Below are 14,405 nucleotides of genomic sequence, written 5' to 3'. Positions count from 1 at the left end.
AAAAAGCCCCAGCAATGTGGGGCTATATCATGTGATTACATTTTCCGTGAGACTGTTACATTCCCGTCGGCAGTGCGGCTGACGACGATGGACTCCAGCGTGGTGAGCACCAGGTCCGCCTCGTCCAGACGCGGCGAGTTGGCAGGAACATTAACGGCGATGACGTGACAGCCAGCGTTGAGACCCGCCAGCACGCCGGCGGCGGCATCTTCGACCACCACGCAGTCTTCCGCTGCCAGCCCCAGCAGCTTCGCGCCCAGTAAAAAGGCATCGGGCTCCGGCTTGCCGCGCGTTACCCGCTCTGCGGTGATAAACACCTCCGGCACCGGCAACCCAGCCGCTTTATGGCGCGCATGGGCCACGGGAACAGAGCCGGAGGTGACAATTGCCCACGGGATCCCCGCTTCATTCAGATGCCTGAGCAGCGCAAGCGCCCCCGGCAGTGCGGTGATGCCGTCGGTATCGGTGGCTTCGACCTGCTCAAGCCAGGCAAATTCCGCCTGGATATCGTCTTCGCTTTTTCCCTGTAGAAAGTGCCGTAAAGAGGTTATGGCCTGTTTGCCATGGATAAAATTCAGTACTTCCTGATGGTCGATGCCATGCCGGTCGGCCCAGCGACACCAGGAGCGCTCCACTACGGGTAACGAATCGACCAGCGTCCCGTCCAGATCAAACAGAAAACCTTTACACTGCACATCTACCTCCGTCAGGCATTAATAATTTGTTGGATCTCATTGCTGCTCAGATGGTACTGACGTGGGCAGGCGTGCCACACGCTGAGCATGCGCTGATACTTTTCCCACATCGGGGTCTGGGCGTTAAAGCCATGAGTACCGGCATCGAAATGGGTATAGCGACCTTCCACATTCACCATAAAGCGGACATAGCTCAGGTAGCGGGATTCGGTAGCCGCATCAAAGCCCAGGAAGGTAACACGACGCTCGTCGATGGTCTGGGCGTCTTTCAGGTTGGTCCAGGAGACATGCAGCGCGTGGTACATCTCCATGATGTCGATAACGGTACGGCAGGTCTCTTCCTTAAGTTCGCCAAAGTCGCGATCCAGCTCGCGCATCTGTAAACCGAAACCACGTTCGATGATAGTCTGCAAGCGGCGATAGCGCTCGGCGTTGTCGGGATCAAGCATCGTCATCATTTTGTACTGATTCGATAAAATCAGACGTTGAGCGTGGGTCATTTCCATCTTTCGACTCCTGTTGCGCATGGCAGCATTAAAAAAAAGACACGGTAACGGGGTGTTACTGTGCCTTCTTTTAGAGATCGTTTCGATGATCAATCACAAGTCATCGAGGAATGTTTTATCAAGTTGCTTGAATGCCCGCTTCAGGGTATCTGCCAGCGCCTGGTAATCAGGTTTACCCTCGACCGGTGCCAGCGCCTGCCCGGCATCCTGCAGCTTGCCGCGAACTTCATAGAACCAGGACAACACCGACGGCGGCAGCGGCGTGACCGAGCGTTTGCCCAACCACCACAAGCCCTGCATCGGCAGGCTCAGGGCGAACAGCGCGGTTGCCACCGCGGGGCCGAGTTGCCCACCCAGCGCAATCTGCCAGCACAGGGTGAAGACCGCAATGGGCGGCATCAGACGGATAGCGTGCCGGGTGGCGCGGATCACGCGGTTTTCAATAAAGACGGGCGCCAGGCGCTTCTCCAGTGGCCACGTCTTCGAGTAATGCTGCCCCCGGCGAAACAGGCTAAAAAAGCTCACGGAAGGATTCACGGGTGTCGACATGGCTTACCTCAACTTCACATATAAAGATTAAAAAATTCGTGCAAAACCACAACTGGTCATGACATCGTTCAAAAACTTTTGTCAGCACTACCCAGTATCAGGTATCCTGTGCCGGCCTGCAAAGGCCTTAGACGAGGAATGTTCACTCGTCAAATTATCGCACATTATGCCATTGCCGGAAAAATGCGCAAAATGGCATAAAATCATATGTATTCCTTTCGTCATGCCGAAATGTACTTCGGGCATGATGTTAATCATAAATGTCAGCGATATCTTGCGCTACGATCCTTGACTCACTGACGTTTTTTTAGCCACGTATCAATAATAGGTACTTCCATGTCGAGTAAGTTAGTACTGGTTCTGAACTGCGGTAGCTCCTCACTTAAATTCGCTATCATCGATGCGATCAACGGTGAAGAGTACCTTTCTGGTTTGGCCGAATGTTTCCATCTTCCTGAAGCACGTCTTAAGTGGAAAATGGACGGCAGCAAACAGGAAGCGGCTTTAGGTGCAGGCGCCGCTCACAGCGAAGCGCTGAACTTTATCGTTAACACTATTCTGGCACAAAAACCAGAACTGTCCGCTCAGCTGACCGCTATCGGTCACCGTATCGTTCATGGTGGCGAGAAGTACACCAAGTCTGTGGTCATCGATGACTCTGTTATTCAGGGCATTAAAGACTCCGCCTCTTTTGCACCGCTGCATAACCCGGCTCACCTGATCGGCATCGCTGAAGCGCTGAAATCCTTCCCGCATCTGAAAGACAAAAACGTGGCCGTGTTCGACACCGCGTTCCATCAGACCATGCCGGAAGAGTCTTACCTCTATGCCCTGCCGTACAAACTGTACAAAGAGCACGGCGTTCGTCGCTACGGCGCACACGGCACCAGCCACTTCTACGTGACGCAAGAAGCCGCGAAAATGCTGAACAAGCCGGTTGAAGAAGTGAACATCATCACTTGCCACCTGGGCAACGGCGGTTCCGTTTCTGCTATCCGTAACGGCAAATGCGTTGATACCTCTATGGGTCTGACCCCGCTGGAAGGCCTGGTGATGGGTACTCGCTCCGGTGATATCGACCCGGCGATCATCTTCCATCTGCACGATACCCTGGGCATGAGCGTTGAAGATATCAACAAAATGCTGACCAAAGAGTCTGGCCTGCTGGGTCTGACCGAAGTCACCAGCGACTGCCGTTATGTTGAAGACAACTACGCCGACAAAGAAGACGCTAAACGTGCAATGGACGTTTACTGCCACCGTCTGGCGAAGTACATCGGTTCTTACACTGCCCTGATGGACGGTCGTCTGGACGGCGTGGTCTTCACCGGTGGTATCGGTGAGAACGCGGCAATGGTGCGCGAGCTGTCCCTGGGCAAACTGGGCGTGCTGGGCTTTGATGTTGACCATGAACGTAACCTGGCCGCGCGCTTCGGTAAGTCTGGCTTCATCAACAAAGAAGGCACCACTCTGGCAATGGTTATTCCAACCAATGAAGAGCTGGTTATCGCGCAAGACGCGAGCCGTCTGACTGCCTGATTCCACACCGCCAGCAATGCTGGCGGTGCTGTTTTGTAGCCCGCCTGATTTTGGCGGTAACGAAAGAGGATAAATCGTGTCCCGTACTATTATGCTGATCCCGACCGGAACCAGCGTAGGCCTGACCAGCGTCAGCCTCGGTGTGATCCGTGCGATGGAACGCAAAGGCGTTCGTCTGAGCGTGTTTAAGCCAATCGCTCAACCCCGTGCTGGTGGCGATGCCCCAGACCAGACCACCACTATCGTTCGTGCAAACTCTAACCTGCCAGCGGCTGAACCGCTGAAGATGAGCCACGTTGAGTCTCTGCTCTCCAGCAACCAGAAAGACGTGCTGATGGAAGAGATCATCGCTAACTATCACGCTAACGCACAGGATGCGGAAGTGGTGCTGGTTGAAGGTCTGGTTCCAACGCGCAAGCATCAGTTTGCCCAGTCCCTGAACTTTGAAATCGCCAAAACGCTGAACGCGGAAATCGTGTTCGTGATGTCCCAGGGTACCGATACCCCGGAACAGCTGAAAGAGCGTATTGAGCTGACCCGCAGCAGCTTCGGCGGCGCGAAAAACACCAACATCACCGGCGTTATCGTTAACAAACTGAACGCCCCGGTAGATGAGCAAGGCCGTACCCGCCCTGACCTGTCTGAAATTTTCGACGACTCCTCCAAAGCGAAAGTCGTGAAAATCGATCCCGCTAAGCTGCAGGAATACAGCTCTCTGCCCGTGCTCGGCGCGGTGACCTGGAGCTTCGACCTGATTGCCACCCGTGCGATCGACATGGCGCGTCACCTGAACGCAACCATCGTCAACGAAGGCGATATCAACACCCGTCGCGTGAAGTCCGTGACCTTCTGTGCGCGTAGCATTCCGCACATGCTGGAGCACTTCCGTGCAGGTTCCCTGCTGGTGACCTCCGCTGACCGTCCTGACGTGCTGGTTGCAGCCTGCCTGGCAGCGATGAACGGCGTGGAAATCGGTGCGATCCTGCTGACCGGTGCCTATGAAATGGACCCACGCGTCAGCAAGCTGTGCGAACGCGCATTTGCTACCGGCCTGCCGGTCTTCATGGTGAATACCAACACCTGGCAGACCTCTCTGAGCCTGCAGAGCTTCAACCTGGAAGTGCCGGTTGATGACCACCAGCGTATCGAGAAAGTGCAGGAATACGTTGCCGGTTGCATCAATCCTGAGTGGATTGAATCCCTGACCGCGACCTCCGAGCGCAGCCGTCGTCTCTCTCCACCAGCTTTCCGTTATCAGCTCACCGAGCTGGCGCGTAAAGCGGGCAAACGCGTTGTGCTGCCAGAAGGCGACGAACCGCGTACCGTGAAAGCTGCCGCCATCTGTGCCGAGCGCGGTATCGCGACCTGTGTGCTGCTGGGTAACCCGGATGAGATCACCCGCGTTGCTGCCTCTCAGGGCGTTGAGCTGGGTTCTGGTATCGAAATCGTTGACCCGGAAGTGGTGCGTGAAAGCTACGTTGCCCGTCTGGTCGAGCTGCGTAAGAGCAAGGGCATGACTGAAGCCGTTGCCCGCGAACAGCTGGAAGACAACGTGGTTCTCGGTACCCTGATGCTGGAGCAGGACGAAGTTGACGGTCTGGTTTCCGGTGCGGTTCACACCACTGCGAACACCATCCGTCCGCCGCTGCAGCTGATCAAAACTGCACCAGGCAGCTCTCTGGTCTCTTCCGTGTTCTTCATGCTGCTGCCGGAACAGGTTTACGTTTACGGTGACTGTGCGATCAACCCGGATCCAACCGCTGAACAGCTGGCCGAGATTGCGATCCAGTCTGCTGACTCCGCGATTGCCTTCGGTATCGAACCGCGCGTAGCGATGCTCTCCTACTCTACAGGTACCTCTGGTGCAGGTAGCGACGTAGAGAAAGTGCGTGAAGCGACCCGTATCGCCCAGGAAAAACGCCCGGATCTGGTTATCGATGGCCCGCTGCAGTATGACGCCGCCGTTATGGCTGACGTTGCCAAATCTAAAGCGCCGAACTCGCCGGTTGCCGGTCGCGCTACCGTGTTCATCTTCCCGGATCTGAACACCGGTAACACCACCTACAAAGCGGTACAGCGTTCAGCCGACCTGATCTCCATCGGGCCGATGCTGCAGGGTATGCGCAAGCCGGTGAACGACCTGTCTCGTGGCGCGCTGGTAGACGATATCGTCTATACCATCGCCCTGACCGCGATCCAGTCTTCCCAGCAGTAAGCAACACTGAAAAGTAAAAGGGCGACCAGATGGTCGCCCTTTTTTTATGCTTCTTCGTGCTTAAGCGGCTCGTTGCTGGCATTGCGGCTCATCCACAGGGCCAGCGCTTTCAGCGAATCTGGTGTGAATTCATCGCAGCGGGCGGTGATCTCAGCCGGGGTCATCCAGCAGACTTCACTCACCTCTTCCTCCTGCAACGCAAACGGCCCGTGGGAGACGCAGCTGAAAAGGCCACCCCAGACGCGGCAGTGCGGATCTTCGAAATAGAACTGGCCATGTTCGGCGAACGGTACGCCGGCAATCCCCAGCTCCTCTTCCGCTTCACGGCGGGCGGAATCGAGCAGCAGCTCATCGGCCTGCACCACGCCACCGGCGGTTGCATCAAGCATCCCGGGCATGAAGTCTTTCGTTTCGGTACGGCGCTGAACCAGAATATTGCCCATCCCATCATGCACGACGATATAGGTCGCGCGATGACGCAGGCGTTGCGCCCGCATCTGCTCGCGGCTCGCCTGTGCGATTACCTCATTGTCTTCGTTGACAATATCCACCCATTCCGTACTTGCCAAATGACTCTGCTCCACCATCGGGAAACCTTCTCTTTAAAGCGCTCTCGCGGCGCGTTTACTGTTGAGGAGTAAATTACGGATTAATCTCTGACTGCGCAATAACCTGGCCGTCATTCAGCGTCATAACGCACAAATGGTTGCCTTCCAGCATACCGTAGCTGGGGGGGAAGCCGCCTTTGGGCAGGCTGACCGAGCCAGGATTGAAATGCAGAAGATCGCCCTGTTTACCGGCTACCGGAATATGAGTATGGCCGTAAACCAGCACATCGCCAGCATTCAGCGCGGGCAGGTTATCCGGGCCAAACAGATGACCGTGGGTCACAAACAGGCGGCTGTTCTCCAGCAGGATCTGCTGCCAGGGGGCGGTAAGGGGAAAATGCAGCAGCATCTGGTCGACTTCGCTGTCGCAGTTGCCGCGCACGGCGATAATCCGCGACGCGTAGGCGTTGAGCCGATCGGCGACCTCAGCAGGCGCGTAGCCCTCGGGTAGCGGATTGCGCGGGCCGTGGTTCAGCACATCCCCGAGGATCACCAGCCATTGCGCCCCGCTCTGCTCAAACAGCGAAAGCACCCGTTCGGTCGCCGGCAGCGAGCCGTGGATGTCCGATGCAAACATCAGCTTCATCAGAAACTCCTTATGTCGAAAAGCTGCCCCATCATACCGGAATATCAGCCCGCCCGCTTCGCTGACAGCGCCACGTAACGCTGCACGGAGGCACGCTGCCACTGGAAGTTAGCGTAATCCACCAGCGGCTGCGGCACGTCGTCGCCGTTAAGCACCAGACGGTTGAGCATCAACGCCAGATCCGCATCCGCAATACACCACTCCCCGAACAGATTTTGCTGGCCGTGGGCAAGCAGCGAGGAGGCGGTATCGTAGAGCTGGTTTGCCGCCCGCTGCGCGGTTTCGCTCAGGGCCGGTTTTTTTACCCCGGCGAAGACCACGTCGGTAGAGCGCTCCGTGCGGATCGGCACCAGATCGCTGCGCAGCCACGCCTGGATCTGACGCGCGCGGGCACGTTTTTGCCCATCGTGAGGGTAGATCCGCTCCCACTCCGGCGGCGCAAATTGCTCCTCAAGATATTCGGTAATGGCCGAGGATTCGCTGAGTTCAAAGCCGTCATGCTCCAGCACCGGCACGCGACGGGTCAGGGCATAGCCTCGCCACTGCGGCTGGCGATTCTCGCCCCGGCTGAGGTCAACGGTCTTCAGGGTAAAGGGCAGTCCTTTCTCGGCCAGTGCGACATACACGCTCATGACATAGGGGGAGTAATAATCGGCATCTGACCACAGGGTAATCGCAGGTTGGCTCATAAGGTCCTCGTAAGACGTCGGGGGATGGGTTGATATCCAAAATATAACCTCCTGTCCCGGCTGTCACTTGATGAAAACTCACGATTTATAACCACCACCTATACTCGATCCTATGCCGCGATAATCGTTATGACAGGAGTTGCGATGATTGACCTTTACTACGCCCCTACCCCCAACGGGCATAAAATCACTCTGTTTCTGGAGGAGGCCCAGCTGGACTACCGCATCCTGCCGGTTGATATCAGTAAAGGCGAACAGTTTCGCCCCGAGTTTCTTGCCATTTCACCCAACAATAAAATCCCGGCCATCGTCGACCACGAACCGGACGATGGCGGTGCGCCACTGAGCCTGTTTGAGTCCGGCGAGATCCTGCTCTATCTGGCGGAGAAGACCGGCAAGCTGCTGAGTGGGGAATTACGGGAACGCCACGTTACCCTGCAGTGGCTCTTCTGGCAGGTGGGCGGACTGGGGCCGATGATCGGCCAGAACTATCACTTTAACCACTTTGCGCCGCAGCCGATCGCCTACGCCATCGAACGTTTCCAGGTCGAGACGCAGCGGCTCTATAATGTGCTGAATAAGCGTCTGGAAAAATCGCCGTGGCTGGGGGGCGATCACTACAGCATTGCGGATATCGCATGCTGGCCGTGGGTTAATACCCATGAAAGCCACCGCGTCGACCTGGCGTCGTGGCCAGCGGTGAACAACTGGTTTGAGCGCATTCGCACCCGTCCGGCAACCGAGCGCGCCATGCAAAAAGCACAGCAGATATAAACGCTTTCCTCATGTATTATGGTGGCGATAATGACACGGAGGAAGCCTGCAATGTCCCAGCAAGACGCGATTATTCGTATTAAAAATTTACGCCTGCGCACCTACATCGGTATCAAAGAGGAGGAGCGCGCTAACCGTCAGGATATCGTGGTTAATGTGGTGATCCACTACCCGGCCGACAAGGCCCGGGACAGTGAGGATATCAATGACGCCCTGAACTACCGCACCGTCACCAAAAGCATCATTCAACATGTCGAGAGTAACCGCTTCTCTTTGCTGGAAAAATTAACTCAGGATGTGCTGGATATCGCACGCGAACATCACTGGGTCACCTATGCTGAAGTAGAGATCGATAAACTTCACGCGCTGCGCTATGCCGACTCCGTCTCAATGACGTTAAGCTGGCAACGCTAAGCGCAACCCTGGAGGTTGTATGAAGATCCTGATAACCGGCGGTACCGGCCTGATTGGCCGGCATCTGATCCCCCGCTTACAGACGCTGGGCCATGAGCTGACGGTGGTGACGCGCAGTCCCGAAAAAGCGCGCCAGACACTCGGCTCCGGCATCGATATCTGGAAAGGGCTCACCGAGCATCAGGATCTCAACGGCTTTGACGCCGTCATCAATCTGGCGGGGGAACCCATCGCCGACAAACGCTGGACTGACGATCAGAAGCAGCGGCTGTGCAACAGCCGCTGGACTATCACCCAGCGGCTGGTGGATATGTTCAAGGCCAGCGACACGCCGCCGTCGGTGTTTATCTCCGGTTCGGCATCGGGCTATTACGGCGATTTAGGCGAAGTGGTGGTTACCGAAGAGGAGCCGCCGCACAACGAATTTACCCATAAGCTGTGCGCCCGCTGGGAGCAGATCGCCTGCGGCGCGCAGAACGAACAAACCCGCGTTTGCCTGCTGCGTACCGGCGTGGTGCTGGCGCCCAAAGGCGGGATTCTGGCGAAGATGCTGCCGGTGTTTAAGCTGGGGCTCGGCGGGCCAATCGGCAATGGCCGTCAGTATCTGGCGTGGATCCATATCGACGATATGGTGAATGGCATTCTCTGGCTGCTGGATAACGATCTGCGCGGCCCGTTCAATATGGTCTCGCCCTATCCGGTGCGCAACGAACAGTTCGCTCATGCCCTGGGGCATGCGGTGCACCGCCCGGCCGTGATTCGTGCCCCGGCGACCGCAGTCCGCCTGCTGATGGGGGAATCCTCCGTGCTGGTGCTGGGCGGGCAGCGCGCGCTGCCAAAACGTCTGGAGGCCGCCGGGTTTGCCTTCCGGTGGTACGATTTAGAAGAGGCCCTGGGAGATGTGGTGGGTTAAGGCGTAACAATGACAAAGATTACCACTCCCAGACTGACGCTCTCCCCCTTTGAGCCCTCCGACTGGCCCTTTTTCCTGCGGCTTCGTGAATCACCCGAGATCATGCGCTATATGGCCGCTATCGTCCCGGAGAAAGAGACCCGTCGCCTGTTTGCTGCCCGTCTGACGGCTCCACACACTTTTGTCATTCGCACCCACGATGATGCCACCCCGCTGGGGGATATTGGGCTGCAAATCAGCGCAACGTATCCTGAAGAGGCCGACATTGGCTACACGGTGATCCCCGCCGCCCAGGGCCGCGGAATTGCCAGCGAGGCGCTGTGTGCCGTCTGTGAATATGCTTTTATTCGGGTCGGCGTGAAGGCGGTTAACGCGTACGTGCTGGCGGATAACGGCGGTTCGGTACGGGTGTTAGAGAAAGCGGGCTTTGTGCGCACCCAGGTGCTGGAACAGGCGTATGAGATTAACGGCGTGCGGTATGACGACTGGGTGTACCGGCTTGAGCAGGGTGCGGCCTGACTGCCGGGCGGCACTGCGTTTTCCCGGCCGACAAAACCCGTAGGCCCGGTAAGCGCAGCGCCACCGGGCAATAAACTACTTCAACGATCCTTTCAGGAACTGCTGCAGGCGCGGGCTCTTCGGATTCGCCAGCACCTCATCCGGGTGCCCCTGCTCTTCGATTACGCCCTGATGCAGGAAAATCACGTGGTTGGAGACGTTACGGGCGAAGCCCATCTCGTGGGTCACCACCACCATCGTTTTACCCTCTTCGGCCAGCTGCTGCATGATACGCAGCACCTCGCCCACCAGCTCGGGATCGAGCGCAGAGGTGGGTTCGTCAAACAGCAGTACTTCGGGTTCCATCGCCAGCGCACGGGCGATGGAGACACGCTGCTGCTGACCGCCGGAGAGATGCACCGGATATTTAATCTGCTGGCGCTCGTCAATACCCACTTTCGCCAGGTATTTCTCGGCACGGGCACGGGCTTCCTGCTTGCTTAAGCCCAGCACCTGCACCGGCGCTTCCATCACGTTCTCCAGCACCGTCATGTGGCTCCAGAGGTTGAAGTGCTGGAACACCATCGTCAGACGGGTACGCAACATCCGCAGCTGGTGCTTATCTGCCACCTTCAGCTGGCCGTCTTTGTCCTGCACCAGATTGATATTTTCACCGCTGACCACAATCGAGCCGGCACTCGGCTTTTCGAGGAAGTTGATGCAGCGCAGGAAGGTACTTTTACCCGACCCTGAGGAGCCGATAATACTGATCACATCGCCCGCATTTGCCTGCAGCGACACCCCTTTCAGCACTTCATGTTCGCCGTAGCGTTTGTGCAGATCGATAACGTTTAATTTGTTCTCAGCCATCTTAATTCTCAGTGCGTCGAAGAAGGTTTTATGTGCTGCAACCAGCGTTTTTCCGCTTTGCGGAACAGGCTAATCAGGACGTAAGAAATAATTAAATACAGCACCGCCGCGATGCCGAAGGCGGTAAACGGCTGATAGGTTGCCGAGTTAATGTCGCGGGCAATCTTCAGCAGATCCGGCACGGTGGCGGTAAAGGCCAGCGCGGTGGAGTGCAGCATTAAAATCACTTCGTTGCTGTAGGCGGGGAGCGCAATGCGCAGCGCCGACGGCAGAATAATGCAGCGATAGAGCTTCACGGAGGAGAAGCCATAGGCCCGCGCCGCCTCAATCTCGCCATAGGGAACGGAACGGATCGCCCCGGCGAAGATTTCGGTGGTGTAGGCGCAGGTGTTCAGCGTCAGCGCCAGCACCGTACAGTTCAGCCCGCTGCGGAAGAACGCGTTCAGCATCTCGGTGCCTTTCACGATCTCCAGGGTGTACATCCCCGAGTAGAACACCAGCAGCTGCACATAGAGCGGTGTACCGCGGAAAATATAGGTAAACAGCCAGATGGGAAAGCGAATGTATTTGTTGTTCGACACGCGGCCGATGGCGAGAAATATCGCCAGAATGCCGCCCATCACCACGGATGAAATCAGCAGCCAGAGGGTGATCGCCACACCGGTAAAGCGGTATCCGTCGGTCCACAGCAGTGATTTCCAGTACTCCTGAATAATCTCGATCACAGGTCAGCCCTCTTCACACCCACGGAGTAGCGACGCTCGAGCAGCAGCAGCACACCATTGGAGACGGTGGTAAACACCAGATAAATCACCCCGCAGACGATGGCGAAGTAGAACGGTTCCCAGGTGCTTTTACCCGCCAGCTGCGTGGCTTTCACCACATCTTCCAGCCCCAGTAACGAGACCAGCGCCGTCGCTTTGAGGATAACCTGCCAGTTGTTGCCGATACCCGGCAGCGCAAAGCGCATCATGGCCGGAAACATAATTCGGCGGAAGGTTTGAGAGGAGGTAAAACCGAATGCCGTGGCTGCTTCGATATGCCCTTTCGGCACCGCGAGATAGGCTCCGCGGAAGGTTTCAGTAAAGTAGGCTCCGTAGATAAAGCCCAGGGTGATGATACCGGCCACCATAGGATCGATATCAATTTGCGCCATACCGATGGCGTCCGTAATGCCGTTGAGGGCGATTTGCAGCCCGTAGAAAATCAACAGCATCAGAACCAGATCGGGCACGCCTCGGATCAGAGTGGTATAGCCTTCAAACAGCAGAACCATGGCCCGATTGGTCGACAGCTTCGCGCCCGCGCCCGCCAGGCCTATTAACACCGCCAGCACCACCGAACTGAGAGCCAGTTCAAGGGTGACGAGTGCGCCTTGTAAAATTACGCCAGAAAATCCGTACAGCATACCGCCTGCCCTGTCGTGTCGTGAGTGGTGTCGCCGTGTCTTTTCCCCTCCCACTGCGGGAGGGGCCGCACGTTATTCAGTGGGGCGTTTAGCCACCGTAGACATCAAAGTCGAAGTATTTCTTCGCCAGTTTTTCGTAAGTCCCGTCCGCGCGCATCTCGGCAAAGGCTTTGTTCAGCGCTTCACGCAGTTCGTTGTCCTCTTTACGCAGCCCCATGCCGGTGCCCACGCCGAAGAGTTTCTCGTCCTTAATGGACGGACCGCCGAACTTGTAATCTTTACCTACCGGCTGCTTCAGGAAGCCTTCGCTGGCAGCGACTTCGTCCTGGAAGGCGGCATCAATACGGCCTGCGGTAAGGTCAGCGTAGATATTCTCCTGACCCTGATAAGAGACGATCTCGATCCCTTTCGGTGCCCAGTGCTCATTGCCGTAAGTTTCCTGGGTAGTGCCCTGCAGCACGCCCACGCGCTTCCCTTTCAGGGATTCCAGGGTTGGCTGAATATCAGAGGATTTTGCGACCACCAGACGGGAATCCGCTGCATAAAGTTTGTCGGTGAAGGCAATCTCCTGCTGGCGTTTTTCGGTGATGGAGAGAGAAGACATAATGGCGTCGATTTTTTTCGCTTTCAGCGAAGGGATCAGCGCATCCAGTGGGTTTTCAACGAAGGTACACTCTGTTTTGATACGTTTGCACAGCTCTTTCGCCAAATCGATATCAAATCCTACCAGTTCACCCTGTGCATTCTTCGATTCGAAGGGGGCATAAGTCGGGTCAGTACCAATACGTACTTTTTGCGGAATTGCTGCGAATGCCGCAGTAGCGCTGGAAAATGCCAGAGCCAGAGAAAGTGACAACACCAGTTTTTTCATATCTATCCTCAACAGACTGTCTTCTTACGGGATTTTAACGCCGACGGGGGTGCCATTAATGTGCCATTAATCGCCGCGGCAAGGCAAAAGATTATGCCCCGCTCGCGCGAAAAAGTGCATTGCAAGTGCTTAACTATTCACTTTATAACCAACAGGGCGCACGATTTGCACCGTTATGGTTCGCAAACACCGCTGGCGCACCATAACGGTGAGCCATTATGGTGCGCACCCGTCAGTAACGGTTAGTCGCCGTACACATTGAAGTCGAAGTATTTCTTCGCCAGTTTGTCGTAGGTGCCGTCTTTACGCAGTTCGTTAAAGGCTTTATCGAACGCCGCTTTCAGCTCGGTGTCATCCTTACGCAGGCCAATACCTGTGCCGTCACCAAAGTACTTTTTGTCTTTTACAGACGGGCCGGCAAAGGCAAACTCTTTCCCTGCCGGTTGCTTCAGGAAGCCTTCGCTTGCGGCGACTTCATCCTGGAAAGCAGCATCCAGACGCCCTGCTGCCAGATCGGAATAGATCAGATCCTGGTTCTGGTAAGCCACTACATCCACGCCCTTCTCACGCCAGTTGGCATTGGCAAAGCCTTCCTGGGTGGAGCCCTGCAGGACGCCCACATGTTTGCCTTTCAGCGAATCAATGGTCGGCTGCACAGGGGAGCCTTTCGCCGCAATCAGGCGTGAGTCCGCGGCATACAGTTTTTCAGAGAAGGCGATCTCCTGCTGGCGTTTCTCGGTGATAGAGAGCGAAGAGATAATCGCGTCGATCTTCTTGGCTTTCAGGGACGGGATCAGCGCATCGAAGTCGCTTCCCACCCAGGTGCATTTCACGGACATGCGTTTGCACATCTCATTCCCCAGGTCGATATCAAACCCGACGAATTCACCCTTCGCATCTTTCGATGAGAACGGCGCATAGGTCGCGTCGGTACCGATACGTACGGTCTGTGGGAGCGCCGCATAGCTGCTTGCCGCTGCGCTTAATCCCACCAGCAAAGACAGAGCCAGAACCGTCTTCTTCATACATTACCCTCAAGTGTCGTGATTTTATTTTGTAATAGATGATGTTGTGTGTTGCTGCAGGCGATCCCTTGCAGGTCTTATGCCAGATTGCAATTAGCGCAAAATTTCGGCGTTAAATATGTTAACGAAAGGTTGCAGGATTGCCTTAATGGTGAAAGATAGCAGGTCTGCCAAACGAACCGCAGTGGGAAAAAAGGAAAAGAGGAATTAAATGTTGAGGATATGATCGCGGTTGCAGAATTGCC

Annotated in this window: 17 protein-coding genes; 6 read left to right on the top strand and 11 right to left on the bottom strand. The window is 56.2% G+C overall.

What is annotated here, in order from left to right; all coding sequences use genetic code 11:
* Positions 1–35: 35 nt before the first annotated feature.
* The 3 genes from WFO70_RS01170 to yfbV all read right to left on the bottom strand — a co-directional run bounded on the left by WFO70_RS01170 (position 36) and on the right by yfbV (position 1,750).
* Positions 36–695, bottom strand: a complete 660-nt coding sequence (locus WFO70_RS01170) for a sugar phosphatase (protein WP_337014209.1) — start codon at positions 693–695, stop codon at positions 36–38.
* A gap of 11 nt (positions 696–706) precedes the next feature.
* Positions 707–1,201 (bottom strand): YfbU family protein, encoded by a 495-nt coding sequence (locus WFO70_RS01165; protein WP_337014207.1) that lies wholly within the window; start codon positions 1,199–1,201, stop codon positions 707–709.
* A 93-nt stretch (positions 1,202–1,294) separates the two neighbouring features.
* Entirely contained in the window at positions 1,295–1,750 is a 456-nt protein-coding gene (gene yfbV / locus WFO70_RS01160) for a terminus macrodomain insulation protein YfbV (RefSeq protein ID WP_032612804.1), read from the bottom strand.
* A 336-nt stretch (positions 1,751–2,086) separates the two neighbouring features.
* On the opposite strand from yfbV, the gene ackA reads away from it, so the two are divergent.
* Positions 2,087–3,289, top strand: a complete 1,203-nt coding sequence (ackA, locus tag WFO70_RS01155) for an acetate kinase (protein WP_337014205.1) — start codon at positions 2,087–2,089, stop codon at positions 3,287–3,289.
* A gap of 76 nt (positions 3,290–3,365) precedes the next feature.
* Positions 3,366–5,504 (top strand): phosphate acetyltransferase, encoded by a 2,139-nt coding sequence (gene pta / locus WFO70_RS01150; RefSeq protein WP_337014203.1) that lies wholly within the window; start codon positions 3,366–3,368, stop codon positions 5,502–5,504.
* Positions 5,505–5,548: 44 nt separating this feature from the next.
* Here pta and yfcD read toward each other — a convergent pair whose 3' ends face one another.
* The 3 genes from yfcD to yfcF are packed head-to-tail and all read right to left on the bottom strand — an operon-like array spanning position 5,549 to position 7,387.
* Positions 5,549–6,091 carry an NUDIX hydrolase YfcD gene (gene yfcD / locus WFO70_RS01145; protein ID WP_337014201.1) on the bottom strand — a complete coding sequence of 181 codons (543 nt, stop codon included), beginning with the start codon at positions 6,089–6,091 and terminating at the stop codon, positions 5,549–5,551.
* Positions 6,092–6,146: 55 nt separating this feature from the next.
* Positions 6,147–6,698, bottom strand: coding sequence for a phosphodiesterase (gene yfcE, locus WFO70_RS01140; protein WP_337014199.1), 552 nt, complete (start codon positions 6,696–6,698; stop codon positions 6,147–6,149).
* A 44-nt stretch (positions 6,699–6,742) separates the two neighbouring features.
* Positions 6,743–7,387: a glutathione transferase gene (gene yfcF, locus WFO70_RS01135; RefSeq protein WP_337014198.1), complete on the bottom strand. Its 645-nt coding sequence runs from the start codon at positions 7,385–7,387 to the stop codon at positions 6,743–6,745.
* A gap of 144 nt (positions 7,388–7,531) precedes the next feature.
* Between yfcF and yfcG the strand changes: the two genes are divergently transcribed.
* From yfcG to WFO70_RS01115, 4 genes are read left to right on the top strand one after another with little or no spacing between them, the layout of a single operon-like run.
* Complete coding sequence (gene yfcG / locus WFO70_RS01130) at positions 7,532–8,161, top strand: GSH-dependent disulfide bond oxidoreductase (protein WP_337014196.1); 630 nt, start codon at positions 7,532–7,534, stop codon at positions 8,159–8,161.
* Between the two features lie 51 nt (positions 8,162–8,212).
* Positions 8,213–8,575, top strand: coding sequence for a dihydroneopterin triphosphate 2'-epimerase (folX, locus tag WFO70_RS01125; RefSeq protein WP_142486563.1), 363 nt, complete (start codon positions 8,213–8,215; stop codon positions 8,573–8,575).
* A 19-nt stretch (positions 8,576–8,594) separates the two neighbouring features.
* Entirely contained in the window at positions 8,595–9,488 is an 894-nt protein-coding gene (locus WFO70_RS01120) for a TIGR01777 family oxidoreductase (protein ID WP_337014193.1), read from the top strand.
* Positions 9,489–9,497: 9 nt separating this feature from the next.
* On the top strand, positions 9,498–10,007 hold the full coding sequence (locus WFO70_RS01115; protein ID WP_337014191.1) for a GNAT family N-acetyltransferase: 510 nt from the start codon (positions 9,498–9,500) through the stop codon (positions 10,005–10,007).
* Between the two features lie 75 nt (positions 10,008–10,082).
* Here the strand turns inward: WFO70_RS01115 and hisP are convergent, their stop codons facing one another.
* The 5 genes from hisP to argT form a co-directional block, all read right to left on the bottom strand.
* Positions 10,083–10,856 carry a histidine ABC transporter ATP-binding protein HisP gene (gene hisP / locus WFO70_RS01110; protein WP_337014189.1) on the bottom strand — a complete coding sequence of 258 codons (774 nt, stop codon included), beginning with the start codon at positions 10,854–10,856 and terminating at the stop codon, positions 10,083–10,085.
* Positions 10,857–10,864: 8 nt separating this feature from the next.
* Positions 10,865–11,581, bottom strand: a complete 717-nt coding sequence (locus WFO70_RS01105; protein ID WP_337014187.1) for an ABC transporter permease — start codon at positions 11,579–11,581, stop codon at positions 10,865–10,867.
* Positions 11,578–12,264 (bottom strand): histidine ABC transporter permease HisQ, encoded by a 687-nt coding sequence (locus tag WFO70_RS01100; protein ID WP_333848759.1) that lies wholly within the window; start codon positions 12,262–12,264, stop codon positions 11,578–11,580. Before WFO70_RS01100 ends, WFO70_RS01105 begins: the two co-directional genes overlap by 4 nt.
* 88 nt (positions 12,265–12,352) lie before the next feature.
* The gene (gene hisJ, locus WFO70_RS01095; RefSeq protein ID WP_337014184.1) at positions 12,353–13,135 is read right to left on the bottom strand and encodes a histidine ABC transporter substrate-binding protein HisJ; all 783 of its coding nucleotides are present in this window, start codon (positions 13,133–13,135) and stop codon (positions 12,353–12,355) included.
* A 242-nt stretch (positions 13,136–13,377) separates the two neighbouring features.
* Positions 13,378–14,160 (bottom strand): lysine/arginine/ornithine ABC transporter substrate-binding protein ArgT, encoded by a 783-nt coding sequence (argT, locus tag WFO70_RS01090; RefSeq protein WP_337014182.1) that lies wholly within the window; start codon positions 14,158–14,160, stop codon positions 13,378–13,380.
* Positions 14,161–14,405: the final 245 nt, after the last annotated feature.

The sequence above is a fragment of the Leclercia sp. AS011 genome (assembly GCF_037152535.1).
Taxonomy (GTDB): Bacteria; Pseudomonadota; Gammaproteobacteria; order Enterobacterales; family Enterobacteriaceae; genus Enterobacter.
The sequence above is the reverse complement of the archived record's forward strand: the minus strand, read 5'-3'. Positions and strand labels throughout refer to the sequence as shown.